The sequence below is a fragment of the Peptococcaceae bacterium genome (assembly GCA_024655825.1).
In the GTDB taxonomy this organism is placed as follows: Bacteria; Bacillota; Peptococcia; order DRI-13; family PHAD01; genus JANLFJ01.
This window is the reverse complement of the sequence record JANLFJ010000009.1, coordinates 43,004-69,624: the sequence shown is the minus strand read 5'-3', so window position 1 is coordinate 69,624 and position 26,621 is coordinate 43,004. Positions and strand designations below refer to the sequence as shown.

Below are 26,621 nucleotides of genomic sequence, written 5' to 3'. Positions count from 1 at the left end.
ATAGTTCTTCCTCTGTCTTTGACTTTCCGTTATGCGTTTCAAAAAAGCTTCCTTATGTTGTTTTAATTATTTTGGAAGCTTTTTTATAACGCATAGGAAAGTATAGTTCTTCCTCTGTCTTTGACTTTCCGTTATGCGTTTCAAAAAAGCTTCCTTATGTTGTTTTAATTATTTTGGAAGCTTTTTTATAACAGGCGGAATAAAGAGACAATATATTATAACAAGGAAAAGTTTAGGGACGACCCTTTATGGTCGTCCCTTGTATAAATCTTTATGGAGTTTTTTCAGCGCGTGACATCCATCCCTCAAGCGGATAATCACCGGCAAAACCCCCAAAACGTATTCTTCTTTCTCTAGTAATAGTATACCACAAAAAAGCTGAAAGTTAACTAATATACAAAAAACATGTCGACATTTTTCGACATGAGGCATAACCTTCTAAAAGGCCCGGCTGCAGTCCTGTTTATAAAACCGCGCGAACCTGGTTTTTACCCTGGGCCTTGGCCAGGTAGAGGGCTTCATCCGCCCTTTTTACAAGTGAATCCAAGCACTCATCCGGGCTGTCGTTAAGGCAGGTGAATCCAAAACTGGCCGTTACGCTTATGGACCCGTCCGCATCTTCAAGATTGAGGCGAACGTTCTCCACCGCGCAGCGCAGGCGCTCCACTACAGCCTGGGCTTTGGGGTGGCCCACGCCGGGCAAACAGAGAACCAGCTCGTCCCCGCCGTAACGCCCCAGGAAATCGTAGCTCCTGATGCTTTTGGACAGTTCCCGTGTAATACAGCAAATAACTTTATCTCCAACCTGGTGACCGTGCGTATCGTTTACCCTTTTAAAATCGTCAATGTCCATGATAACCAGGGTCAAAGGCGACTTGAAACGGCGGCTGCGCTGGATTTCGCTTTCCAGTCTTTCCATGAACGCCCAGCGGTTAAGAATTCCAGTCAGCGGGTCCGTCATGGCCAAGCGCAAGAGACTGTTCTCATACTCTATTATCCGCTGCCCGATTCTCAGCCTGTATTTGAGTTCCTGCTGGTTAAAAGGCTTGATGATATAGTCGTCCGCGCCAGCTTCCAGCCCGTTAAAAATGTTTTCCTGCCCATCCATTCCCGACAGCAGGATGATGTAGCGGTACGGCTTGGGGAGTTTTTCCCTTACCGCCCTGCATACCTCCAAACCGCTCATTTCCGGCATAATCCAGTCCAGGATGACTATCTGAGGACTGTCTTCCCGCTGCAGTATTTCCCAGGCCTGGGCGCCGTCCCCGGCCAGGACGACTTCATAATCCCATTCCTTTAAGGTTTCTTCCAGAAGCTTGCGGTAATATTTGCTGTCTTCGGCCACAAGAATCTTTGGCATGGCCTTCCTCCCAAAAGAGGCGCACTCTGATTTTCTTGTTAATATTCTCGATAATTTCACATTCTCCTGCAAAATATTTGCTCATCAGGAGGCGAGACATTTGGCCACGGCCCTGCCCATATCACGCGTACCCGCAATTCTTGTGCCCGCGGAATAAATGTCAACTGTACGCAACCCTGAAGAAAGCACTGTTTCCACGGCTTTTTCCACCGCGCCGGCAGCTTCGCCGTTGTTGAAGGAAAAACGCAGCATCATGGCCACCGATAGTATGGCGGCCAGCGGATTGGCTTTATCCTGGCCGGCAATATCCGGCGCTGAACCGTGGGCCGGTTCAAACAGCGAAGGCCCGTCGCCCAAGCTGGCCGAGGGAAGCATGCCTAAAGAAGCGCCCAGCACGGAAGCCTGGTCGGAAAGGATGTCGCCAAACATGTTCTCCGTCACCACCACGTCAAACTGGGCAGGTTTGAGGCACAGCTGCATGGCGCAGTTGTCAACATAAAGATGATTAAGCGAGACCTCCGGGTAGTTATGGGCTTCTTCTTGAGCTATTTTTCGCCAGAGACGCGAGGTTTCCATCACGTTGGATTTGTCGACCGACGTGACCCTGCGGCGACGTTTTCGGGCCAGTTCAAAGGCCATTTTGATGATGCGCCTGATTTGCTTTTCCGAATACTCTATCGTGTCAAAGGCCTGCTCCTCGCCGCCCTCCGTTCGCGTTCCCTTTGCGCCGTAATAAGCTCCCCCGCTCAGTTCGCGAACAACAAGCAGGTCCACGCCGTTTATCACTTCGTTTTTTAAAGGCGACTGTTCAAGGAGCTGGGGCCAGCACCTGACCGGGCGAAGATTGGCATAAAGTCCCAGGGTTTTGCGGATTTCAAGAAGCCCTTTTTCGGGGCGCAGTTCTCCCGGCAGTCCATCCCACCTTGGCCCTCCTACAGCGCCCAGCAGCACCATATCGCTGGCCAAGACCAGTCTTTTGGTTTCCGCGGGAAACGGTTCGCCGGTCGCGTCAATGGCCTCCCCGCCTATTAACCCTTTCTCCAGCGAGTATTCGAAATGGTATTTCTTTTTCGCGGCTTCGAGAACAAGCAACGCCTGTTCCGTCACCTCCGGCCCCACCCCGTCTCCCGGCAAAACCGCTATCTTGCGCATTTTTTTCCCACCTTTTTGGCCACATGGGGAACCAGTCCCCCGCTGTCCAGGATCTCCAGCATGAAAGGCGGCAGTAGTTCTCCCCGGTATGTTTTGCCGCTGGTCAGGCTGCGGATGACCCCGCCGGCAGGGTCTACCTCCAGCATTTCGTGGTCATTTATGGACCGGGCGGCCTCCGGGGCCACGATCACCGGCAGGCCGATATTAATAGCATTGCGATAGAAAATGCGCGCGTAGCTCTCAGCGATTATGCAGCTGAACCCCACGCTTTTGAGGGCTACAGGAGCATGCTCCCTTGAACTGCCGCAGCCGAAATTCTTTCCAGCCACCAGTATATCGCCCGGATTTATGCTTTCGCCAAGCTGCGGGAAGATGTCCTCCAGGCAATGAGAAGCCAGGAAACCGGCATCGTACCGGTTAAGGTAACGGGCCGGAATAATGAGGTCTGTGTCAATATTATGCCCGACCTTCCAGGTGCGTCCTTGCAGAATTTCCATTTATTCCACCTCCTCCGGCGAACCGATGCGGCCGAGGACCGCCGAAGCGGCAGCCACAGCCGGTCCGGCCAGATAAACCTCGCTTTCCGGGTGTCCCATCCGGCCTATGAAGTTGCGGTTGGTCGTCGACACCGCCCGCTCGCCTTTGGCCAGTATTCCCATATAGCCGCCCAGGCACGGGCCGCAAGTGGGAGTGCTTACCACCGCCCCTGCCTCGACAAATATTTCCACCAGTCCTTCCCTGACCGCCCGCAGGTAAATCTCCCGTGTGCCGGGGATGACGATGGCCCTGACCTCCGGATGTATCTTCCGGCCGTTGATGATGCGCGCCGCTGTTACCAGGTCCTCCCATCTTCCATTGGTGCAGGAACCAATGACCGCCTGGTCGATCTTGATATGGGTGGAAGCCGATACCGGTTTCGTATTTGACGGCAGGTGAGGAAAGGCCACCTGCGGTTCCAGGCCGGTGACGTCGATTTCAATTACCCCGGCGTACACCGCATCCGGATCGCTTTTGTATATTTGCCACGGTTTTTGCGCTCTTTCCTTAACATATTCCACGGTCTTTTCATCGGGAGCGATAATGCCGTTCTTGGCGCCTGCTTCAACCGCCATGTTTGCCATGGTAAGGCGCCCGTCCATCGACAGCGCTTCAATCGCCTCGCCTTCAAACTCCATCGCTTTGTATTGGGCGCCGTCCACGCCTATTTTGCCGATAATGGCCAGTATGTAATCCTTCCCGTTGACCCACTTGTTTTTTGGTTTTCCCTTGAGGACAAACTTGATGCTCTCCGGCACCCTAAACCAGATCTCGCCGAGGGCCATGCCCACGGCCAGATCGGTGCTGCCCACGCCGGTGGAAAACGCTCCGAGACCGCCATAAGTGCAGGTATGGGAATCGGCTCCGATCACCACATCGCCAGGTACGACCAGGCCCTGCTCCGGTAAAAAACAGTGTTCGATCCCGTTGCGGCCCACCTCGTAGTAATGCGTTAATCCCTGTGCCCGGGAAAATTCTTTGATCTCAAGGCACTGCTGGGCTGAAGGAATGTCCTTGGCCGGAGCAAAATGATCGGGAATAAAGACCACCTTGTTCTGGTCGAAAACCCTCTCCACGCCTATCTTATTGAATTCCTTCACCACCATAGGGCCGGTGATATCATTGGCCAAAACCAGGTCAAGCCTGGCGTTGATCAATTCACCCGGCGACACCTGCTCTTTCCCGGCATGGACCGCCAGGATTTTTTCGGTAATGGTCATCCCCACTGGTTTCTTCCTCCTGTTCGCTATTCGCCCGACGCCGGCCTGGCGATGATGTCCGGATAAGCCCTCACTATCTTGTTCAGGGCGTTTAGATAGGCCCTGGCGCTGGCTTCAATGATATCAACGCTCAGCCCCCGTCCCATAAAGGTATTATCTCCCATGGAAACCCGGACAACCACCTCTCCCTGGGCATCGGTGCCCCCCGTCACGGCGCTGATGCCGTAAGTTTCCAGCCTGACCGGGAGCTTGGCAATCTTATTTATGGCGCTGTAAGTAGCCTCCACGGGCCCATCCGCGCAGGCCGCCTCTTCCGCCAGCTGCCCGTTCACCATAATACCCACGGTCGAGGTGGCTGAAACATTGGTCCCGCTCGACACCTGCAGGTAGTTTAACTGGAAGTATTCATCGCCGCTGCCCAAGACCTGGCTGTCCATCAACATGATCAAATCCTCGTCCAGGATCTCTTTTTTGCGGTCGGCGAGCTGTTTAAATTCAACGAAGGCTTTGTCCAGGATCTCGCCGTCCAGGTGGTAACCCAGTTTCTGCAACTGCAGTTTAAAGGCGTGGCGGCCGGAATGTTTCCCCATAACCAGCTTGCTGCTGCCGATCCCTATCATTTCCGGGTTCATTATCTCATAAGTGGTCCTTTCTTTGATCACCCCGTCCTGGTGGATGCCGGCTTCATGGGCGAAAGCGTTCTTGCCCACCACTGCCTTGTTGGGCTGGACCGGCATCCCGGTGAGGGTGCTGACCATCCGGCTGGTGCGGTAGATTTCACGGGTGTTGATGTTCGTGGTAAACCCGAGGAAATTTCGCCTGGTATAAAGGGCCATCACCACTTCCTCCAGCGAGCAGTTCCCCGCCCGCTCGCCGATGCCGTTAACGGCTACCTCCACCTGATTGGCCCCGTTGCGGATGGCCGCCAGGGAATTGGCCACGGCAAGACCAAGGTCATTATGGCAGTGCACGCTGATGACGGCCTTTTCGATGTTGGGGACGCCCTGGCGCACCGCTTTGACAAATTCCCCAAACTCCCACGGCGTGGCATATCCCACCGTGTCCGGAATGTTGATGACCGTTGCGCCCGCCTCCACCGCCAGGCGAAAAACCTCGCACAAAAAGTCAAGATCGCTGCGAAAGGCGTCCTCGGCGGAGAATTCCACGTCTTCAACCAGGCTCCGGGCAAGTTTAACGGCCTCGTAAGCCATTTCCTTGACCTGCTCCCTGGTTTTGCACAGCTTGCGGGTCATGTGAATCTCCGAAGTGGCCACAAAAGTGTGAATACGGGGACGGCGGGAGTGTTTTACCGCCTCGTAAGCCCTCATGATATCGGCGCGTTCAGTGCGGGCCAAACCGGCAATGACCGGGCCTTCCACTTCCTTGGCAATCCGGCTTACCGCCTCAAAGTCGCCGGTTGAGGTGATGGGAAAACCCGCTTCGATGACATCCACCCCTAAACGGGCCAGCTGGTACGCGATGGCCAGTTTTTCGTCAATGTTTAAACTGACACCCGGCGACTGTTCTCCATCCCGCAAGGTCGTATCAAAGATGAACACCCTTTTTTCGTTATCAATCATTTTTAATTCTAACCCCCCTTATTCCAATCCTACCAGTTCGTCAAGGCCGCAGCCGGCCAGGACCATAGGATAAACATTATCCCGGCACGAAACGGCAATTTCCATAATGGCCAGCCCCTCATGCTCTAAAAACCGGGTCATTTTGTCCGCAAGCTCGTCTTTATTCGTTGCTTTAAGGCTTAAAGCCCGGTAGGCCAAAGCCAAGTGGTGAAAATCGGGCAACTTGCTGAAGTGTACAGCAACATGCCTGCCCCCGCAGTAATGGTCTTGCAGCTGCTTCACCATGCCCAGCGCCTGGTTGTTAAAAACAATAATCTTCAACGGCAAATCCTGTTCATAGGCAGTTCCCAATTCCGGCAGACCCATCTGAAAGCTGCCGTCCCCGGTGATCACCACCACCGGGCAATCAGGGCAGGCCAGCTGGGCTCCCACGGCGGCCGGGATTCCATAGCCCATCGTACCCAGGCCGCCCGAACTGATAAAGGTGCGCGGTTTTCCTGCGCGGTACATCTGGGCGGCCCAGATCTGGTGCTGGCCGACATCGGTGGTTACTATGGAGGACGGCGGCAGTTTTTCGTTCAGCAGGGTCATGACATCACGCGGCGAAATGCACTCCGCCCCGTCTTTTTCGGGGTTCATTTCCCTCATCATCCGGCAATTTTCCCTGATTTGGGCTATCTTTGCCGCCCATTCCGGGTTTTTTTTCTTTTGCAGCCGGCTGTTGAGCTGGTTGAGAACAATCTTGAGGTCGCCGACCAGGGGAACATCAACCCGCACATTTTTACCTATTTCCGCCGTATCTATATCGATATGAACGATCTTGGCCTCAGGAGCGAACTTGGCCACATTGCCTGTAACCCTGTCGGTAAAGCGCATCCCCAGCGCCAGGAACAAATCGCAGGCCTGCACAGCCAGGTTGGCCTGGGCCAGGCCGTACGTGCCCAGCATCCCCAGGGCCAGCGGGTGCGACAAGGGAATGCTGCCCACGCCCATGAGGGTGTTGACCACGGGAGCCTGAAGCGTTTGCGCCAGTTCGATCAATTCTTTCGAAGCGCCGGCGCTGATGACCCCGCCACCGGCGCAGATAAGCGGGCGTTTCGCCTCCTGCAAGAGCTCGCTGATCTGTTTGATCTGTCCGGCATGGCCGGTCACTTTGGGTTTATAGCCGCGCAAATCCACCGGTTTTTCTTCCGGGGGCTCGATGCGGCATCCCGCCACATCCTTGGGCAGATCGATAAGCACCGGCCCCGGCCGCCCGCTTCCGGCGATATAAAACGCCTCTTGGACAATGCGGGGTATGTCGCGGGCATCCTTGACCAGGTAGTTATGTTTGGTGATCGGGTCCGTTATTCCGGTAATATCGACTTCTTGAAAGGCATCCGTCCCAATCATCGAAGTAGGGACCTGCCCGGTGATAACCACCAGAGGTACAGAGTCCATGTACGCAGTGGCGATACCGGTTACCAGATTTGTTGCTCCGGGTCCCGAAGTGGCGATACATACCCCTACTTTACCGCTTGCCCTGGCATAACCGTTGGCGGCATGGGCCGCTCCCTGCTCGTGGCGAACGAGAACGTGCCTGATCTGCCGTGACTTTTCCAGGGCGTCAAAGATGTCCAGGGCAGCTCCTCCCGGATAACCGAAGATGAGGTTCACATCCTCTTTTTCCAGGCATTTTATGAGGATCTCCGCACCCGGCAGCATATATTAACACCTCCAAAAACCGTTATTTTATCTTTTTCAGCCAAGGCATATGGCTTCTCAGTTCTTTCCCCACAATCTCCACCAGGTGTTGTTCATCAATTCTTTTTTGAGCATTGAAACGGGGCCTGCCGGCCTGGTTTTCCAGGATCCACTCCTTAGCAAAGGAACCGTTCTGGATTTCTTTTAACACCTTCTTCATTTCCTTTCTTGTCTCCTCGGTGATTATCCGCGGTCCAATCATCATGTCCCCGTACTCCGCCGTATCGCTGATGGAATACCGCATGCCGGCGATGCCGCCCTCGTAAATCAGGTCAATGATGAGTTTCAATTCATGGCAAACCTCAAAGTAAGCGGACTCCGGCTGGTAACCGGCTTCCACCAGGGTATCGAACCCGGCCCTGATCAGCTCGGTCAGGCCGCCGCACAACACGCACTGTTCCCCGAACAAATCGGTCTCGGTCTCTTCCTTGAAGGTGGTGAGCAGTGTCCCCGCCCTTGTGCAGCCAATCCCCTTGGCGTAGGCAAGGGCCAGGTCCATCGCCTTGCCGGTGGCGTCCTGGTGCACGGCCACCAGGCCGGGGATGCCGATTCCTTCTTTGTACAGCCTCCTCACCAGGTGCCCGGGTCCCTTGGGCGCAACCATAAAGACATCGATGTCGCCAGGCGGCTTAATCGTGCCGAAGTGGATGTTGAACCCGTGCGAAAAAACCAGGGCTTTACCCGGCTTCAAGCCCGGCAATATCTCGTTGTTGTATACCTCAGGGTGCTTTTCGTCCGGCAGCAGTATTTGAATGATGTCGGCCTTTTCGGCAGCCTCCGCCACCGTGTAAACCCCGATCCCGTCAGCCTCCGCCTTGGCCCAGGATGAACTCCCCTTGCGCAATCCGACGATTACGTCAACGCCGCTGTCCTTTAAATTCTGGGCCTGCGCGTGGCCCTGGCTGCCGTAACCTATTACGGCCACCTTCTTCCCCTCAAGATAACTCAAGTTTGCATCCTGATCATAAAACATCTTGGCCATAACGATTCATTTCCTCCCTTAATTTAAAAATGAAATTTACTTCTTCTATGTTCAGGTAAAGGGTACGGGGCGCGGGGTATACAGTCACTTCGCACCCCTGACCATCGCCACTTTCCCTGTGCGTACCAGCTCCTGGATACCGAACGGCCGCAGCGATTTGATAATGGCTTCGATTTTTTCCTCGTCGCCGGTGGCCTCCACGATCAGGGAACGGCGTCCAATATCCACGATACGGCACCTGAAAATCTCCACTATCTGCATGATTTCCTGGCGAACGGCCGTATCTGCCGCCACTTTCAGCAAAAGCAGCTGCCTGTCGACGGTTTCCTCGTTCGTAATGTCATTGACCTTGATAACCTCCACCTGCTTGTTCAACTGTTTGCTGACCTGCTCGATCACCTTTTCGTCTCCCTCCACCACCAGTGTTATCCGGGAAACGCTCGGGTCTTCCGTCTGTCCCACCGCGAGGCTCTCTATGTTGTAACCGCGGCGGGAAAACAGCCCGGCCACGTGCGACAAAACCCCGGGCTGGTTCTCAACCAATACGGCTAACGTGTGTCTCACCCTGCCACCTCCCAAGCATCTCATGGGGGCTCCCCCCAGGTGGAATTATCGGAAAAACATTTTCTTCCTGGTCCACGGCACATTCAACCAGCACCGGGCCGGGAGTGCGAACGGCCTGGATAACCGCGCCCTTTATTTCCTCAGGCCTGCTGATTCTCAGGGCTTTTATGCCGTACGCCCCGGCCAGGCCGACAAAATCAGGGTTGCTGGTAAAAATGGTGTGCGCGTAGCGCTTGCCGAAGAACAGCTCCTGCCACTGGCGGACCATGCCGAGACACGAGTTGTTCATGATAAAGATCTTTACCGGCAGTTGGTGCTGGGCGAGAGTTGCAAGCTCCTGAATATTCATCTGGATGCTTCCGTCGCCGCTAAACAGGAGCACAATCTCCCCCGGCCGTCCAAAAGCGGCCCCTATCGCGGCAGGCAGTCCGAAGCCCATCGTTCCAAGACCGCCTGAAGAAACGAAGTTTCTGATCCCGCCGATCGGATAATACTGGGCCACAAACATCTGGTGTTGACCCACGTCGGTGACCACGATGGCCCTGTCGCCGACGATGCGGGCGACTTCCTCAATTATCGACTGGGGTTTCAAAGAACCGTTTTTTTCATAAGTGAGCGGGTACTTCTGCCTCCATTCAGCAATCTGTCTATGCCATTCGTTCAGCCGCAGGCGGACTTTTTCTTTCTTCAGTCTTCCTAAAAGCTCCGTTAAAAATTTTCCGGCATCGCAAACGACCGGGATTTCAGTTCTCACATTCTTGCAGAGCTCGGCAGGATCAATGTCCACATGGACAATAACGGTATCCGGCAAGAATTTTTCAGGTTTACCGGTTATCCGGTCACTAAAACGGGCCCCAATACCCAAAAGCAGGTCGCAGGAACTGAGGGCCAGGTTGGCAAAAGGTTTCCCGTGCATTCCAACCATCCCCAGGACCCCTTCCTCCTTTTCCGGTATGGCTCCCTTGCCCATTAGAGTGGTGACCACCGGGATTTGGAGATAGTCTTTCAGGTCCTTCAACTGGTCCCAGGCCTGGCTGGCGATGATGCCGCCGCCGGCCAGCAAAAGCGGTCTCTTTGAATTTTTCAGCGCATCCACCACTTTTTGCAGCTGCTCATCCAGGCCGTTTTTCAACGGGACCTTTCTTGTCGCAATTTTCTTTTGCACGGTCGAAAAATCAACAGACCCTGAAAAAATGTCGCTTGGTATATCCACCAGCACCGGCCCGGGCCGGCCCGTAGTGGCCACGTTCCAGGCTTCTTCCATTACGGCCGGCAGTTTTTCCAGTTCTTTCACCATATAGCTGTGTTTGGTAATGGGCATCGTAATCCCGATTATATCCGCTTCCTGGAAAGAGTCCCTTCCAATATCGGAAAGCCCCACCTGGCCTGTAACGGCGATCAGGGGAACCGAATCCAGGTAAGCATTGGCAATCCCCGTCACCAGATTGGTGGCCCCGGGACCCGAAGTGGCAAAGCACACTCCCGGCCTGCCGGTAACACGGGCGTAGCCGTCGGCGGCATGCACGGCTCCCTGTTCGTGACGGGTCAGAATGTGCTTGATGGAAGAGCGGGCCAGCACATCATAGAGGAAAATCACCTTACCGCCGGGATAACCAAAGATTATGTCGACATTTTTGTTTTCAAAAAATTTGACCAGGTATTCTGCGCCATTCATGTCAATACAACACCTCCGGAATATTTACAATTTATTCCGGAAAGAAGACAGCTCCCTGGGCGGCAGAAGTAACTTTATTTGCGTAGCGCTTCAAATATCCCTGCAAACCCCTGTCAGGTGGACCGGCCCAGGCTTTTTTACGCTGTTCAATCTCTCCGCTATCCACTAAAAGCTCCAGACTCCGGTTGGGTATGTCAATACTAATTATGTCGCCCTCTTTAATCAGGGCAATCACCCCCCCTGCCGCCGCTTCAGGCGACACGTGGCCGATGGAGGCTCCCCTGGTGGCCCCGGAGAACCTGCCGTCTGTGATAAAGGCTACGCAAGAATCCAGTCCCATACCCGCCAGCGCGGAGGTGGGAGTAAGCATCTCTCTCATCCCCGGCCCACCCCTGGGCCCCTCATAGCGTATCACCACCACGTCTCCCTTTTTGATAGATCCTCCCAGGATAGCGGCGGTGGCCTCCTCCTCGCTGTCGTAAACCCTGGCCGGTCCCCGGTGGACCATCATGTTCTCCGCCACGGCTCCCTGCTTGACAACAGCCCCTTCAGGGGCCAGGTTGCCTTTGAGGACAGCTATCCCGCCATCCTTGCGGAACGGGTTATCCAGGGTCCTGATGACCTCTCCCCTGGCCGGCTGCGCCTTTTGCAGGATTTCCTCGAGGTTCGCGCCGGCTGTTGTCTTCACTCCCGTATCGATAAGGCCGGCTTTTGACAATTCCTTCATCACGGCCATAATCCCGCCCTCCGAATCCAGGTCCTCGATAAAAGTGGGTCCTGCGGGGCTCAATTTGCACAGCTGCGGCGTGCTGCGGCTGATCTTGTCAATCATATCCAGGTCAAGCTTAACGCCCGCTTCATGGGCAATCGCCGTCAGGTGCAAGACCGTGTTAGTGGAACAGCCCAGGGCCATATCGGTTCGCATGGCGTTCACAAAAGCAGCCTCTGTCAGAATGTCCCTCGGCCTTAAGTTCATTTTTAAAAGTTCCATGATCCTTTCCCCGGTCATTTTGGCCAGGCGGCGCCTGGCTGCACGGACGGCCGGGATCGTCCCGTTGCCGGGCAGGGCCATGCCCAGCGCTTCCGTCAGGCAGTTCATGGAATTGGCGGTGTACATGCCGGCGCATGAGCCGCATCCTGGACAAGCCGCCGTTTCCATTTCCGCCAGTTCCTCATCGCTCATTTTGCCCTGGCTGTGCCTGCCCACCGCTTCAAAAAGATTGCTCAAGGCTATTCGTTCGCCTTTATACCAGCCGGCCTGCATGGGCCCGCCGCTGATAAAAATGCTGGGGATATTCAACCGGGCAGCCGCCATCATCATCCCCGGCACAATTTTGTCGCAGTTGGTGACAAAAACAAGAGCATCCATGGGGTGCGCCATGATCATGGTTTCCACGGAATCCGCGATAAGTTCCCTGCTGGCCAGGGAATACTTCATGCCCAGGTGGTTCATGGCAATCCCGTCACAGACCCCAATTGTGGAAAACTCGAAGGGGACACCCCCGCCGTAACGAACTCCCGCTTTGACGTTCTCGCCGATTTCCCGCAGGTGCTGGTGCCCGGGAATAAATTCGTTGTGAGAGTTAACAATGCCGACAAACGGTCTCTTCATCTCGGCGTCGGTGACGCCCAGCGCTTTCAACAAAGAGCGGTGAGGAGCTTTCGTCGGCCCGTCTTTGATTAAACTGCTTTTCATTTTCGATCCCTCCGTGTTTATTTTTGGAAATAATACCTGCGGTGACGAATGATTATAAAAATCCGAGCGAGCATGTTCAGGCGATTAGAACTTGCCGCTCGAGTCTTTTATCCTCACGGTGTAGCAGATTCTCAATAAATCTGTCTGTACCGCTCGGTCGCAATCACCGCGTTTCAGCCGGCAGCATCCGGCCAACCAACAGGCGGCTGGAACCCTAGGTACACTTCAATCGTTTTATAAAAAATGACGGTTTAATATTTTTGTTTAAATAAAAAACCCCTCACCCCTTAAGCCTTACGGCTGTTAGGGACGAGAGGAATCTCGCGGTACCACCCCATTTACCTCCATATCATCTAAGGAAGTCACCTTCATTCGCGCATCTTAACGGCTGCCGCCGGCTTGCCCTACTGGCGATGTTTCGAGCAAACGGCTCCAGGGGACGAGGTTGTTATATCATACGTGCCGGTTTCCAGCACCCCGGCTCTCTGGGACGTACTTTCTCCTATAACAGCTTCCCTTCATCGCCTTTACCTTGAAAACATTCAATTTCCAAAAGATAAATGTTATTTATAAGTATAGTACGGGCAAGCTTCCATTGTCAACAACTTTTTTTCGAATGTTTTTTTCGAATTGGTCATTATTCCCGCTAATATCCGAGCTCTTCCCCGACAACAATCACGTTGATATTCGTCAAGGGCGGCTTTCTTCTTATTATCGTCGTAATGTTGCAGATGCGGGTGCTGCTGGCGCAGTCCAGGCAAACGCCGCTCTGCGTGCAGGGGTTGGGCCTGTTTAACCGTTTATTGTTCAGCGGCGCGGCCCGGGTTTCGATTCTTTCCAGGGCGGCCTGGAGGTCTTTGACCGCTTTATTGATCCCGGCCACAACGATCACCTTCCCCGGCCCAAATCCCATCGCCCCGACGCGGTTTCCCGTGCCGTCCACATTGACCAGCTGGCCGTCCAGGGTTACGGCATTGGTGCTGCAAAGAAAGCAGTCGCAGGTCAGCTGTTTATGACGGATGGCCAGGCTTTCTTCCGGTTTTAGATTCGGGAGAGTGTGGTCCAGGATTTCTTTCCCTTCTTTTGCCAGCTGCTCGATCACCCCCAGCTCTTTGATGGTTACGGAACCGCCGATGCCAATGCTGCGGCTGTCGCCTACCAGGGAGAGCACTTTCTGCCTGGCTTCTTCTTTCGTGGCCGCATAGTCGGCATTGAAATTGTTTTTGCGGAGCGCTTCCACCACTTTCTGCCCCACGGTTTCGCAATACCATTGTTTAGGTGTTTGCATTTCTTTTCACTCCTCGTAACAATATTTGCGCCTTGCAGGCAATTTATTCCATCACCTTTGAGAAAACGGACGCTTTATGACATCAGGCGATTATTCCGCTCCTTTTGTCCTCTTTCTGCTTTTCCCTGGCTTAACACAACCAGCATTATCCCCAGCTCGTAGAGCAGCATCAGCGGTACGGCCATCATCAGCTGGGACAAGACGTCAGGCGGGGTGAGCAGGGCGGAGATGACCAGCACCAGGAGCAGGGCATGTTTCCTGTAGGTGCGTAAAAAGCGGGCGTTTACCACCCGGAGGCGGCCCAGGGCATAAAAGACCAGCGGCATCTGAAATACGAGGCCAAAGGCGAAGATAAACGTGGTGGCGAAGGTCAAGTATTTGGAGATGGTAAACATGGGCGAAACGGCGTCCGATGAAAATTTCATCAAAAAGCGGATGGTCAGGGGAAAGGCGATGAAATAAGCGAACGCTGCCCCCAGGAAGAAAAACAGCACCATCATGAAAACGACAGGGATAATCACTTTTTTTTCATGTTTATACAGCGCGGGCAGAACAAAAGCCATGAACTGGTAGAGAACAAACGGCATGGCAAGAATTAAGCCGGCGATGAACGCCAGACGAAAATTGGCCATCAGGGCTTCCGGGGGCGAGATGAAAACCAATTCCAGGTTTCCGGCGGGTCTGGTCAAAATCCAACGCAGTTTATCCACAAAGGCAAACCCGAGCACCGCGGCGCCCAGCACGGCAACCGTGCAGAAAATCAACCGTCTGCGCAGTTCTTCCAGGTGCCCGCTCAATGACATTGTATCCTGCTTGCAACGCCTCATGAAAGCACTTCCTTCCGCCGGCCCGCAATATTCCCGGGCCGGACAGGCGCTTTAACAGGGCCTTCCCCTTGTCACTTGTTATTATACGCGTTAATCGGAAAAATTCCTGCCATGACCATCGGCGCAAATTGAATCCAAATAATGCAATCCCGGCCACCCCCGCTGGGATTGCTCTTCCATAAAAAAAAAGAAATCGCAAACCTCAAGGCCAATTCAACCAGGCGATTTGCGATTTCTTCATGTTTGGGGAGTATGTTTTAAGAAATGGCTTCCTGTTTACTGCTTGCGGCGCACCCGTTCTCCCAGGCGGTTCCCGGTAAGAAAAGTGATGGAATACAGCCCGGCCAGCCCGACCAGCGAATAAACGATCCTGCTCAAGAGGGCGGTTTGCCCTCCAAAAATAGCTGCCACCAGGTCAAACTTGAATAAACCAATGAGTCCCCAGTTTAAAGCTCCGATAATAACCAGGACAAGCGCCAAGGTATCCATTTAATCAACTCCTTCACTGTTTTACTCAGTCATTAGCATTCTTGATTTCATCAAATTTTATTCCTATTTTTTCATTAAACCTTGAAAAAAAGTTGCTGTTGTGGAATGCTTTCTGAGATCAAACAGTGATATTCTGGTAGAATAATAGAATAGAATTACGGAAAGGAATGAATAACGCTTGCCTGGTTCAAAAAGCCCTTCAATTGAAAACGTCATCAATGCGCTCCGGCTGAGAAAGCCGGGTGTGCTCGACGACCAGGGTTATTCCGAATACGCGGTCCTGCTGCCCTTGATGATGTACCGGGGAGAATTATCCCTTTTGTTTGAAGTGCGCTCGCAGAGCCTGAAAGGCCAGCCCGGTGAAATATGCTTCCCCGGCGGCCAGAAAGAGCCCGGCGACAAAAGCCCCCGCGACACTGCCATAAGGGAAGCCTCGGAAGAACTGGGGATCAAGAAAACAAGCATCAAGACGGCAGGGGCCCTCGACGTTCTCTGGACGCATCACCAGCTTAAAATTCATCCTTACGCCGCTTTTATCGACAAGGATGCCGTCCTGCGCCCCGATCCCGCGGAAGTAGAGGAAATATTTTTTGTTCCCCTTGAATCTCTCCTAAAAATGCAGCCCCTGGTTAAAATGGTGCGTGTCAGAATGGAACTGGATGCGGATTTCCCTTATCACCTGGTACCGGGTGGGAAAAATTATCCCTGGAGAACCGGCGAGTACCCCGTCTATTTTTACGAATACGAAAAATACATCATCTGGGGCCTGACTGCGCGCATTCTTCACCATTTTCTCGATTTGATCCGGTAAAACTCTTTTCAATCTTAGCCCAGCTGTCACGCAGCGATACAATCCTGTTGAACACCAGCTTCTCGCCTGGATGACTGCCGGTGTCCCGGCAAAAATATCCCTGCCTCAAAAACTGGTAACTCGCGCCGGGCTCAGCGCCGGTAAGCCCCGGTTCAACCAGGCATCCAGTCAGCCTGACCAGGGAATTGGGGTTCAGTTTGGAAATAAAATCAGAAACGTCGTCTTCCTCGTTTTCCGCTTCGACCTGGTCATCCATAAGCAGGCTGTCATAAAGGCGCACTTCCGCCGGCACCGCATAAGCGGCGGAAACCCAGTGGATCGTACCCTTTACCTTACGCCCGCTGCCGTCAGAGCCGCTTTTTGACTGCGGGTCATACGTGCAGCGAACCTCCAAAATCTCGCCGGTCCTGCTGTCTTTAATCACCTTCTCGCACTTGATGATATAGGCATGTTTCAGGCGAACCTCTTGCTCCGGAGTCAGGCGGAAATACTTCCGGGGAGCGTTCTCCATGAAATCTTCCCGTTCAATGTACAGTTCGCAGGTAAATGGTATTTTCCGGAAGCCCATCGCCGGGTTTTCCGGGTTATTCTCCGCGTCCAGCCATTCCACCCGGCCTGCAGGATAGTTTTCAATAACCAGCTTGAGCGGGCGAAGCACGGCCATGACGCGGGGAGCCCGGCAATTCAGATCTTCCCGGACGCAGTGTTCAAGAATCGATCTGTCCACCAGGCTGTTGCTCCTGGCCACCCCGATACGCTCACAGAAATCCCGGATGGCCTGGGGAGTGTACCCGCGCCTGCGCAGCCCTGAAATGGTGGGCATGCGCGGGTCGTCCCAGCCGTCGACGTAACCTTCCTCCACCAGCTGCCGTAATTTCCTTTTGCTCATCACCGTGCCGGTCAGGTTTAAGCGGGCAAATTCAATCTGCTGGGGATGGTGGATTTCCAGGGCATCAAGGACCCAGTCGTAGAGCGGCCTGTGGTCCTCAAACTCCAGCGTGCATATGGAATGGGTTATTCCTTCTATGGAGTCGGATATAGGGTGTGCATAATCGTACATGGGATAGATGCACCACTTATCACCCGTCCTGTGGTGGGAGGCCTTGATGATGCGGTAAAGGACGGGGTCTCTCATGTTGAGATTTGGTGAAGCCATGTCTATTTTAGCCCGCAAAACACGGGAACCCTCTGGAAATTCCCCCTTTTTCATCCTGGCAAACAGATCGAGGTTTTCTTCAACCGTCCTCTCGCGATAGGGACTATTTTTACCGGGTTCGGTCAGTGTGCCCCGGTATTCTTTTATTTCCCGGGGGCTTAAATCGCAAACATAAGCCTTGCCCTTTTTGATCAGTTGAACGGCATACTCGTACATCTGATCAAAATAATCCGAGGCGAAATAAAGCCTGTCCCCCCAATCAAAGCCCAGCCACCTGACATCCCTCTTGATTGACTCGACATACTCAACCTCTTCCTTGCTGGGATTGGTGTCGTCAAAGCGCAGGTTGCAGAGCCCGCCGTTCGCCGCAGCTATTCCAAAGTTCAGGCAAATGGATTTGGCATGGCCTATATGAAGATACCCGTTTGGTTCGGGTGGAAAGCGGGTATGGACGCGACCGCCGTACCTGTTCGTTTTCATATCCTCATTAATAATATTCTGGATAAAGTTAAGCATTCTATCTTCCCCCCTGCGCGGTTCGTGTTTCCGTCATTTGCCCGTCGTTGTTATCTTATATTATATCTTTTATGCCCCTGATTATAACATAAAATTGGGAATAAACGACTTTTCAAAAGGGGATTATACTACTGAAATGCTAAAAAAAGGAGTGGTTTTTTATGAATCTCGTGGAATGGAATCCCTTCCGCGAACTGGATTACCTGTCAAAGGACCTGGGAACCTTTTGGGAACGTTCCCCTTTCCGGCATCTTTATGGCGGCGTTTCGCCAAAAATCGACGTGTACCAGACCGCCGGAGAGATTATCATCAAAGCGGACCTCCCGGGGGTATCCAGGGAAGACCTGAACATTTACGTTGACGAGAATTCCATCAGGCTATCGGGCCAAATGAGGAAAGACGCCGAGTTTAAGGACGAAGAGATCTACAGGTCCGAAAGGTATTACGGGGCGTTTTCACGCTCCATACCCCTGCCCGTAGAAATCGAACCAGAGAAGGCGCGGGCGGAATACAGGGACGGTATATTAACCGTTACAGCCCCCAGGGCAAAGCCCGCTCAAATTAAAGGCAAAAAGCTGGAAATCCAGTAATCCCGCCTTCGTTTCGACTTTATCAATAGCTGGGGGATAAAAAGCCGCCGGCTATTTTTTCTTTTTGCTTTCCAATAAACAGCATTTTATTATACCATGGATAAAGGAGGAGATGTATAATGATTGATTTTGAAAGACACTACCACCTGTGGAAAGAAAACGTCAACTGCCCCGACCTGAAAAACGAGCTGGCCGCCATAGAAAACGAAAAGGAGGCCATCCAGGAACGCTTTTATAAGGGACTGGAATTCGGCACGGGAGGGATGCGGGGTCTTATGGGAGCCGGCCCCAACCGGATCAACATATACACCGTCCGGAAAGCTACCCAGGGCCTGGCCAACTACCTCCACGGCGCGGACAGCCCCGGAAAAAACAGCGTCGTGATCGCTTACGATTCGCGCCGCAAGTCGAGGGATTTTGCCCGGGAAGCGGCGCTGGTCCTGGCCAAAAACGGGATTAAGGCCTTGGTCTTTGAAGAAATCACTCCAACCCCGCTCCTTTCTTTTGCCGTTCGTGAACTTAAGGCTGCCGCCGGCATTGTCATCACTGCCAGCCACAATCCCAAGGAGTACAACGGTTACAAGGTATACAACCGGCTGGGCGGCCAGGTAACGGATGAACTGGCCGAAAAAATCACTACAGAAATAGAAAAAATCGAGGATGTCTTTGCCATCGAGATCGCCGATCAAAAAGAAGCCGAAGATAAAAATCTGCTGGTCTGGCTCGGCGATGAAATTCTTGATAAATACCTGGCCGAGACCGAAAAACTCATTCTCAACAAAGAAATGGTCAAAGAATCCGCACACGAATTAAAAGTGGTTTACTCGCCGCTGCACGGCACAGGACTGGTCCCCCTGACCAGGCTGTTCGAACAATGCGGTTTTACCGGCCTTAACGTTGTTCAACAGCAGGCCGCAGCCGACCCGGAGTTTCCCACCGTGGTTTATCCCAATCCTGAAGAAGAAGCGGCCTGCAGCCTGGCCATCTGCACGGCGGGCGAACTGCATGCCGACGTTATCCTGGTAACCGACCCCGACGCCGACAGGATCGGGCTGGTCGTCAAAAACGAGGAGGGCCGCTACCAGCATTTGACAGGCAACCAGACGGGAGCGCTGTTAATCGACTACCTGCTGCAAGCCCGCCGGCAGCAAGGCACTATCCCCCACAACGGAGTGATTGTCAAAACCATCGTTACTTCCGAAATGGGCGCAAAAATCGCGGCCAAATACGGCGTCAAGCACGTTGACGTTTTAACCGGCTTTAAGTACATCGGCGAAAAAATAGCCGAATTCGAAGAATCGGGGGAATACACCTTCCTTTTTGGCTACGAAGAAAGCTACGGCTACCTTGTAGGCCAGCATGTGCGGGATAAGGACGCCATACAAACAGCCCTGGTCATTGCGGAAATGGCGCTGTATCATAAAAAAAGAGGCTTAAACCTATACAAACGGCTCCAGCAGCTCTTTGCGGAGTTCGGATATTATCGGGAAGCCCTGATTAACATCAACCTGGCCGGGAGAGAAGGCCAAAACCAGATCGCCCTGATCATGGACACCCTGCGCCGGAAAACGCCGGATTTCCTTGCAGCCTACGGCGTCCAGGCCGTAAGGGATTACCTGACAGGTAAAGAAAAGAGCCTTCCCTCTGGAAAAGAAAAACCCTTGAACCTGCCTGTTTCCAATGTGCTTTATTATGTCTTGGATGAAGGGTCGTGGTGCTGTGTAAGACCGTCCGGCACCGAGCCGAAGCTGAAAATATACCTGGCCACGCGAGGGGAATCCGCACAGGCCGCCCAGGAACGCCTGCAAGGGCTGGCAGCTTCATTCTCCAGTTTCATCAAGCATTACACGAAATAACCGCAATCAAAAAGGCCGTCTCCGGGAGTTTTTTTAATGCCCCGTTCCTCCTGGGCCGCAAGGAATTCCAGTATCTTGTAGACTGTTTCTTCTTCAAAGGGGAAACCGATGGCCTGCGCAATTTCCCCAACGGTTCTGGCTTCTCCCGGCTTTTCATGAAGGTAGGAATATATTTTGATCAGCATTTCAATAACCACGCCGGCCCCTTTTTTGCCCAGCTCGACACCCGGCTGGTGGTAAGCGTTGACGTTGACCAGGCTGGCGTAAAATCCCACCGTCCTCTCGAAAACGGCGAGCAAAGCACCGAGATGAAAAGGATCCGCTTTCTTGATGGTGATGGTTATCGATTCCCTGCCCTTCCTGGTCAGGGCCTGTCTTGTCCCCAGCAGGAAAGCCCGGAGGTAGTCGCCGCTGGTAACGTTTTTCTCGATAACAACGTGCTTCTTCCGGTTATCGGAAAGCACTTCTATAAAGGTCACAAAAAAATTGTTTACGCCGTCCAAAAGCTGCTGCACGTAAGCGTGCTGGTCAGTCGAGCCTTTGTTGCCGTACACCGTCAATCCCTGGTTAACCCTCACCCCGCCGCGGTCAAGTTCTTTTCCCAAAGATTCCATCACCAGCTGCTGCAAGTACCTGGCCAGGTACTGCAGGCGGTCCTTGTATGGGAGAACAACCATGTCCCTTTTCCCGCGGCCATCCGCGGCGTAATACCACATGGCGGCCAAAAGCGCGGCCGGGTTTGAACAAACGTCAGGCTTGCGTGTTACCCTGTCGCAGAGCCTCGCCCCCTCCAGGAAAGAGTCGATGTCGATGCCCAGCAGCGCCGCCGGCAGGAGTCCAACCGTCGAAGTAATGGAAAATCTCCCCCCGACCCAGTCCCAAAGAGGGAAACGGGCCAACCATCCCTCCCCGCTGGCCAGCTGGTCAAGCTTGCTGCCCGCCATGGTTACGGCAACGGCGTGCTTGGCGAAATCAAGGCCTTTTTCCAGGTACGCATGCCGGATTTCCAGCATCCCGTTATATGTTTCCACGGTGCCGCCGCTTTTTGAAACGACAAGGACCAGGGTTTCTTCCAGTTTATCCCGCAGTTTTTTGAGAAGAAGGTCAATACCGTCGGCATCCGTGTTGTCCAGAAAATAAGGTTTGAGGAACCCTCCATCCCACAGGGCATCTGCCAGAAGCTGCGGGCCGAGAGCCGAGCCGCCGATGCCGATCAGGACAAAGTTCCTAAAAATTCTTTCTTTACCCGGCCGGATAACCCCTTGCCCCACTTCACTTGCAAACCGCTTGATTTCCCGGGTATTACCCTCAATTTCGCAGGAAATCTCCCGGGAAGGGGCCAGCCGGGGGTCCCTTAACCAGTAATGCCCGACCATCCTGTTTTCGTCAGGGTTGGAAATGGCTCCCGCTTCCAGCGCGGCCATTTCATGAAAGGCTTTCTTGAAGGCCGGTTCCATCTCGTTGATAAAACCGTCCGGAAAAAACATCCGGCTGAGGTCAAGACTCAAGCCGATTTCCGGGTAGCAAAAACAGTATTCTTGGAAACGTTTCCAGCCGCTATGTTTATCCATCATAAACTGTTTTACCTCCTTTTATCTTTCGGGCTCTTACCTGCCGTGTTTCCCGGTCAATTGGGCAAGCCTTTTTCCTGTATCCCAGGTCAGGTCTTCCTGAAGAAAGCGCCAGCGCCAGTTATTTCCTCCCACTGTGCCCGGTGTATTCATCCTGGCCCAGCTGTCCAGGCCGAGAACGTCCTGCAGGGGGATAACTGCCCAGCTGCAGGCGCTCTGCAGGACTATTTCGATAAACTCCCAGCAAATACTGCGGGCGTCTTCACCCTGCCCGGCCCTGCTTTTCAGCCCCGACAGCACGACATCCTTATACCATCCCCACAGGGTATCGTTGTCGTGAGTGCCGGTATAATAAACGGTATTTGGGTTCTGCCGGCAGGAATCGATGTTTTCTTCATATGTAAACTGCAAAACTCTCATGCCCGGAAGCTCAAAAGCGTCCCTCAGTTCTATAACCGCCGGCGTGATAAACCCAAGGTCCTCGGCAATCAAGGGCAGTTTTCCCAGGTGTTTTTCCACGGCGGCAAAAAATTTTCTTCCCGGCCCTTTTACCCACTTCCCGTTTTCCGCCGTCGGCTCGCTGCCGGGTATCTCCCAGTAGGCCTCAAAACCGCGAAAATGGTCAAGGCGGACCGCGTCTACCAGCCCAAGAATGGTCTTAAACCTTTCGCGCCACCAGTAATAATCATCGCGCGCCATCTCCTTCCAGCGGTAATGAGGATTTCCCCACCTCTGGCCTGTTTTGCTGAAATAGTCCGGCGGCACGCCGGCAACCCTGGCCGGGTACCCCTCCCTATCCAGTTCAAACAGGTGGGGATAAACCCAGACATCGGCGCTGTCATATGATATAAACAGGGGAAGGTCGCCGACGAGGCGAATGCCTTTTTCCGCCGCATACCTCTTTAGCGAAGCCCACTGGCTGAAAAACAAGTGCTGCAAAAAACAGTGGAATTCTATCTTGTCGGCCAGCATCTCCCCGTAACGCTCCAGCGCCTCCGGTTTGCGGAAAGCGATCCCCGGCTCCCACTGGTTCCAGGGCAGGCCGTTGAAATATTCCTTTAAAGCCATAAAGAAAGCATAATCATAGAGCCAGTAGTGATTTTTTTGCACAAAATCGCTGTAGCTTTTGCGGCGCGGCAGGGTTCTGGCCTTCAAGTACGCCTTCAAAAAAAGCGAATACTTATACTTGAGCACCACGGGGTAGTCCACACCCTGCCCCGCGAATTCGGGTATGGGTTCAACTTCCTTTTCGTCCAGCAGTCCTTCTTCCAGGAGCATATCGATGCTGATCAAAAGGTGGTTGCCGGCAAAGGCCGAAAATGATTGATACGGTGAATAACCGAATCCGACCGGATTCAGCGGCAGCACCTGCCATATTTTTTGCCCGCAACCGGCAAGGAAATCAACAAAGGAAAAAGCCTCTTTACCCAGTTCACCGATCCCGTAGGCGGAAGGTAAAGAAGTGGGATGAAGCAGAATACCGCTTGCCCTGTCTAATTTCAAGCAAATACCTCCTGCGTCGCCGGCTGTTGCCACCGCTTGCTGTTTTCCGATATGCCGGTATGTCTGATTCTTCACATCCGGCAGGCCGTTTAACCTGATTAAGTAATCCTTCCGGTCAGTCATTTTTTAAAAAAATTTTCGCTTCCAGGGGTGAAAGGCGCACTTCCGTCCTGCTTTTTTCCACCACCAGCTTCCCGTGTTGGTCAAGCAAATCCTGCCAGGCGCCTTCACCCCACCTGTTCATATCCGCAAGTACTGCTGCCTCATCTTTCACGTTCCTGTTGACGAAAACGGCGATCCGCTCGCTTCCTTTTTGCCGCAGGTAGCCGTAGACATCCCCTTCGGCGGCGAGTAAAAACCAGTCACCAGCCTTCAGGGCCTGGTGATTGTTGCGCAGCGCTATGATTTTCCTGTACCATTCAAGCAACCCCTGTTCTTCTCTTCCCCACGGGTACGGACCCCGGTTATAAGGATCGGCATAACCTTCCATCCCGGCTTCATCACCGTAGTAAAGACAGGGAACGCCGGGAAAGGTCATTTGAATGGCGGACACAAGCCTGAGCCTGGCCAGGCCGAGTGCCTTTTTTTGAGGCGAAAGCCTGGCCTTCTCTTTTTCTATTTCGCCAAGGTGCTCTCCCGGGGCCCCTTCGCCCAGCAAAGTCAGGATGCGGGCCACGTCGTGGCTCCCCACCAGGTTCATCGAGGCGAAAAAAGCTTCCCGGGGATAGTTTTCGTAAAGGCTCATCATTTGCCGGTGAAACTGGAGCGCGTCTTTTTTGCCCAGTATGAAATCCAGCAAATGCCGACGAAAGGGGTAGTTCATCACGGAATCGAGCTCCTCGCCCCACAGGAAGGCCCGGCTATGCCCGTAACTCACCTTGTTGGAGGCGTCTTCCCATACCTCGCCAATGAGCACGGATTCAGGATCAAGCCTTTTCATGGTCCGGCGCAGTTTCTTGATAAATTTGTCCGGCAATTCGTCGGCGACATCCAATCTCCAGCCCGCTGCTCCCATTTTCATCCAGTATTTTACCACGCTGTTCTCGCCGTCAATGATGAATTCCTGGTAGGAGGGTTCCATTTCCTCGACATTGGGAAGGGTGTCAATCCCCCACCAGGATTCATAGGTGTGAGGATACTCGATAAAACGAAACCATCTGTAGTACGGGGACTCTTTTGACTGGTAGGCGCCCAAACCGGGATAATTGCCTTCCTTGTTGAAATAGATGCTGTCGCTGCCGGTGTGGCTGAAAACCCCGTCAAGGATGACTCTTATGCCGTATTCTTTCGCTTTCTCGCACAGCAGGCGAAAGGTCTCGTTGTCCCCGTACATGGGATCTATGTTCAGGTAGTCTCCCGTATCGTACTTGTGGTTGCTGGGGGAATCGAAAATGGGATTGAGGTAAAGCGCTCCTATTCCCAGGTCTTGTAAATAGGGGAGCTTCTTGATCACCCCTTCCAGGTTGCCGCCAAAAAATGTCCAGCGCCTGATGCCGTGGTCTCCCGGGTCCCTGACATAAAGCGGGGTATCGTCCCAGGAACCGTGGATGAGGCTGCCTTTCCTGGGGTTTAAGACGCGCCCGTCTTCACGCCCGTTAAAGAAGCGGTCCACATAGATCTGGTACAAGACCGTTTCCTTGAACCAGGCGGGAACAGTAAAACCGGCACTGTAAACAGTGACCTGGTAGGACGGGGGCGGCTGTTCCTGGATGACCCCTTTGCCCCCCAGGCGCTGGTGATTATTTCCGTAATAATAGACGCTGTTTCCCCTGACTACATAGAAATAGTACCAGAGAAGGCCCGGTTCCGCCGAAGCCTCGAATTCGGCCTCATAGACCCGCATCCCTTCTTTGTGCTGGATTGGCCTCATTTCAAGGTTTATCTCGCTGCCTTCTTTCCACAAACGCACATTAGCTGAATCGACTGTTTCCTTGGAATGCACCATTAAACGCAGCCTGACCCGGCTGCCGCACGGCACAGCTCCAAAGGGACTGCGGTAAAAAGCATCCTGAGAATCGTGCACAATCCAGTCCATTTAAACGACAGCCCCCTCTTTCAAAACCGGCTTTGCTGCCAGTTCCCGGTACAAGGAATAATACTCGCGCGCCGATTTCTCCCAGCTGTAATCTGATTGCAAGGCGTTGGCTACCAGCCTGTTCCAGGTTTCTCGCTCACGGTAAAGTAAAAGGGCCCTTTTGATGGTAAACAGTAATTCATGGGCGTTATAATTGGCAAAGGTAAAGCCGTTCCCTTCACCCGTTTTTTCATTGTAAGGCCTAACCGTGTCCTTCAGCCCGCCCGTCTCTCTTACCACGGGAAGCGCTCCGTAACGAAGGGCTATTAACTGGCTCAAGCCGCACGGTTCAAAAAGAGACGGCATCAAAAACAGGTCGGAAGCCGCATATATTTTACGGGCCAGGACTTCATCGAACTTTAAAACGGTACGGCATTTTTGCGGGCAGCACGAAGCTTTCTCGGAAAAAAACTGCTCATATTTTTCCTCGCCCGCGCCCAAGACCACCAGTTGAACGTCAAGCTCCAGCAGTTCGTCAAGAATATGTATCAGCAAATCTAGGCCCTTCTGGACAGTCAAGCGGGTAACGACCCCCAGCAAAGGGATATTTTTGTTCACCGGCAGGGCGAGTTCTTCCTGCAGTTTCGCCTTGTTTTCCTGCTTAAAATCCGGGTTTTGGTTGTAATTTACATAAATATTATAATCCATTTCCGGATCATAGTCATTGTAATCCAGCCCGTTTAAGATGCCGCGCAGTTTATGTTCATGGGCCCTGATCAGCCCATCCAGGCCTTCCCCAAAAAAGGGATATTTTATTTCCTCCGCGTATGTCCTGCTGACAGTAGTAAGGCTGTTGCTAAAAACAATTCCCGCTTTTAAGATGTTTACTTTTCCATAATATTCAAGCCTGTCAGGAGTAAAGTACTCGTCGCCCAAACCCAGGATGTTGTGAAGTATCCAGTGGGTGAATACTCCCTGGTACTTAAGGTTATGAATCGTAAAAACCGTCTTCACCGGGGCATGCCCTTGTTGGCCGGAGCAAAACTCTCTCCAAAAAAGCGGGATCAAAGCAGCCTGCCAGTCGTGGCAGTGAATGATTTCGGGCGAAAAATCAAGGATTTTTAGTGTTTCCACCACACCCCGGCAAAAAAAGGAAAACCTTTCCGCTTCGTCGTAATAACCATAAATGTTTTCCCTGTTAAAATAATATTCATTATCCAGAAAATAATAGGTTGCCTCTTCCCGCTCCAGTTTTTCAACGCCGCAATACTGACGGCGCCAAGCTACGGGCACGGTAACATTCCCGATATTCTTCATGTTTTTTTTATACTCCGCCGCAATCGTCCCATACTTGGGTATGATCACCCGCGCGTCGGCGCCAAGCCGGTTCAAAGCCTTGGGCAAACTCCCCACAACTTCTCCCAACCCTCCGGTCCTGGCAAAAGGCGACGCTTCGGAAGCCGCAAACAAAACCTTCATCACCATGCTCCT

Annotated in this window: 21 protein-coding genes and 1 other annotated feature; of the genes, 3 read left to right on the top strand and 18 right to left on the bottom strand. The window is 53.1% G+C overall.

Annotation, left to right across the window (positions count from 1 at the left end; genetic code table 11):
* Positions 1 to 463: 463 nt before the first annotated feature.
* The 13 genes from NUV48_05250 to NUV48_05190 all read right to left on the bottom strand — a co-directional run bounded on the left by NUV48_05250 (position 464) and on the right by NUV48_05190 (position 15,113).
* Positions 464 to 1,360: a diguanylate cyclase gene (locus NUV48_05250; protein MCR4441547.1), complete on the bottom strand. Its 897-nt coding sequence runs from the start codon at positions 1,358 to 1,360 to the stop codon at positions 464 to 466.
* An 84-nt stretch (positions 1,361 to 1,444) separates the two neighbouring features.
* Entirely contained in the window at positions 1,445 to 2,512 is a 1,068-nt protein-coding gene (leuB, locus tag NUV48_05245) for a 3-isopropylmalate dehydrogenase (protein MCR4441546.1), read from the bottom strand.
* A complete protein-coding gene (locus tag NUV48_05240; protein ID MCR4441545.1) occupies positions 2,500 to 3,009 on the bottom strand; it encodes a 3-isopropylmalate dehydratase small subunit in 510 nt (169 codons plus the stop codon). Before NUV48_05240 ends, leuB begins: the two co-directional genes overlap by 13 nt.
* A complete protein-coding gene (leuC, locus tag NUV48_05235; protein ID MCR4441544.1) occupies positions 3,010 to 4,275 on the bottom strand; it encodes a 3-isopropylmalate dehydratase large subunit in 1,266 nt (421 codons plus the stop codon).
* A 20-nt stretch (positions 4,276 to 4,295) separates the two neighbouring features.
* Positions 4,296 to 5,849, bottom strand: a complete 1,554-nt coding sequence (locus NUV48_05230) for a 2-isopropylmalate synthase (GenBank protein ID MCR4441543.1) — start codon at positions 5,847 to 5,849, stop codon at positions 4,296 to 4,298.
* A gap of 18 nt (positions 5,850 to 5,867) precedes the next feature.
* Complete coding sequence (ilvB, locus tag NUV48_05225; GenBank protein MCR4441542.1) at positions 5,868 to 7,553, bottom strand: biosynthetic-type acetolactate synthase large subunit; 1,686 nt, start codon at positions 7,551 to 7,553, stop codon at positions 5,868 to 5,870.
* A 22-nt stretch (positions 7,554 to 7,575) separates the two neighbouring features.
* Positions 7,576 to 8,574 carry a ketol-acid reductoisomerase gene (ilvC, locus tag NUV48_05220; protein ID MCR4441541.1) on the bottom strand — a complete coding sequence of 333 codons (999 nt, stop codon included), beginning with the start codon at positions 8,572 to 8,574 and terminating at the stop codon, positions 7,576 to 7,578.
* Between the two features lie 84 nt (positions 8,575 to 8,658).
* Positions 8,659 to 9,138 (bottom strand): acetolactate synthase small subunit, encoded by a 480-nt coding sequence (gene ilvN, locus NUV48_05215; GenBank protein MCR4441540.1) that lies wholly within the window; start codon positions 9,136 to 9,138, stop codon positions 8,659 to 8,661.
* Entirely contained in the window at positions 9,110 to 10,813 is a 1,704-nt protein-coding gene (ilvB, locus tag NUV48_05210; protein ID MCR4441539.1) for a biosynthetic-type acetolactate synthase large subunit, read from the bottom strand. Before ilvB (NUV48_05210) ends, ilvN begins: the two co-directional genes overlap by 29 nt.
* A gap of 31 nt (positions 10,814 to 10,844) precedes the next feature.
* Positions 10,845 to 12,509, bottom strand: a complete 1,665-nt coding sequence (ilvD, locus tag NUV48_05205; protein MCR4441538.1) for a dihydroxy-acid dehydratase — start codon at positions 12,507 to 12,509, stop codon at positions 10,845 to 10,847.
* Between the two features lie 302 nt (positions 12,510 to 12,811).
* Positions 12,812 to 13,040, bottom strand: a binding site (T-box leader).
* 115 nt (positions 13,041 to 13,155) lie between these two features.
* Positions 13,156 to 13,797 (bottom strand): lactate utilization protein, encoded by a 642-nt coding sequence (locus NUV48_05200; GenBank protein ID MCR4441537.1) that lies wholly within the window; start codon positions 13,795 to 13,797, stop codon positions 13,156 to 13,158.
* Positions 13,798 to 13,871: 74 nt separating this feature from the next.
* Positions 13,872 to 14,624: a twin-arginine translocase subunit TatC gene (tatC, locus tag NUV48_05195; GenBank protein MCR4441536.1), complete on the bottom strand. Its 753-nt coding sequence runs from the start codon at positions 14,622 to 14,624 to the stop codon at positions 13,872 to 13,874.
* 276 nt (positions 14,625 to 14,900) lie between these two features.
* Positions 14,901 to 15,113 (bottom strand): DUF378 domain-containing protein, encoded by a 213-nt coding sequence (locus tag NUV48_05190; GenBank protein ID MCR4441535.1) that lies wholly within the window; start codon positions 15,111 to 15,113, stop codon positions 14,901 to 14,903.
* A 178-nt stretch (positions 15,114 to 15,291) separates the two neighbouring features.
* On the opposite strand from NUV48_05190, the gene NUV48_05185 reads away from it, so the two are divergent.
* The gene (locus NUV48_05185; protein ID MCR4441534.1) at positions 15,292 to 15,924 is read left to right on the top strand and encodes a CoA pyrophosphatase; all 633 of its coding nucleotides are present in this window, start codon (positions 15,292 to 15,294) and stop codon (positions 15,922 to 15,924) included.
* On the opposite strand, the gene NUV48_05180 is transcribed toward NUV48_05185, so the two are convergent.
* Positions 15,869 to 17,596: a glutamine--tRNA ligase/YqeY domain fusion protein gene (locus NUV48_05180; protein MCR4441533.1), complete on the bottom strand. Its 1,728-nt coding sequence runs from the start codon at positions 17,594 to 17,596 to the stop codon at positions 15,869 to 15,871. The genes NUV48_05185 and NUV48_05180 overlap by 56 nt on opposite strands.
* 161 nt (positions 17,597 to 17,757) lie before the next feature.
* Here NUV48_05180 and NUV48_05175 point away from each other — a divergent pair, with 161 nt between their 5' ends.
* Both NUV48_05175 and NUV48_05170 read left to right on the top strand, forming a co-directional pair.
* The gene (locus NUV48_05175) at positions 17,758 to 18,186 is read left to right on the top strand and encodes an Hsp20/alpha crystallin family protein (GenBank protein ID MCR4441532.1); all 429 of its coding nucleotides are present in this window, start codon (positions 17,758 to 17,760) and stop codon (positions 18,184 to 18,186) included.
* A gap of 119 nt (positions 18,187 to 18,305) precedes the next feature.
* Positions 18,306 to 20,042 (top strand): phospho-sugar mutase, encoded by a 1,737-nt coding sequence (locus NUV48_05170; GenBank protein ID MCR4441531.1) that lies wholly within the window; start codon positions 18,306 to 18,308, stop codon positions 20,040 to 20,042.
* Here the strand turns inward: NUV48_05170 and NUV48_05165 are convergent.
* The 4 genes from NUV48_05165 to glgA form a co-directional block, all read right to left on the bottom strand.
* Positions 20,030 to 21,616: a glucose-6-phosphate isomerase gene (locus NUV48_05165; GenBank protein ID MCR4441530.1), complete on the bottom strand. Its 1,587-nt coding sequence runs from the start codon at positions 21,614 to 21,616 to the stop codon at positions 20,030 to 20,032. The genes NUV48_05170 and NUV48_05165 overlap by 13 nt on opposite strands.
* Before the next feature lie 33 nt (positions 21,617 to 21,649).
* The gene (malQ, locus tag NUV48_05160; GenBank protein MCR4441529.1) at positions 21,650 to 23,116 is read right to left on the bottom strand and encodes a 4-alpha-glucanotransferase; all 1,467 of its coding nucleotides are present in this window, start codon (positions 23,114 to 23,116) and stop codon (positions 21,650 to 21,652) included.
* Between the two features lie 115 nt (positions 23,117 to 23,231).
* Positions 23,232 to 25,151: a glycoside hydrolase family 13 protein gene (locus NUV48_05155; GenBank protein MCR4441528.1), complete on the bottom strand. Its 1,920-nt coding sequence runs from the start codon at positions 25,149 to 25,151 to the stop codon at positions 23,232 to 23,234.
* Positions 25,152 to 26,609, bottom strand: a complete 1,458-nt coding sequence (glgA, locus tag NUV48_05150) for a glycogen synthase GlgA (GenBank protein MCR4441527.1) — start codon at positions 26,607 to 26,609, stop codon at positions 25,152 to 25,154. It abuts the gene before it with no gap.
* Positions 26,610 to 26,621 lie beyond the last annotated feature (12 nt).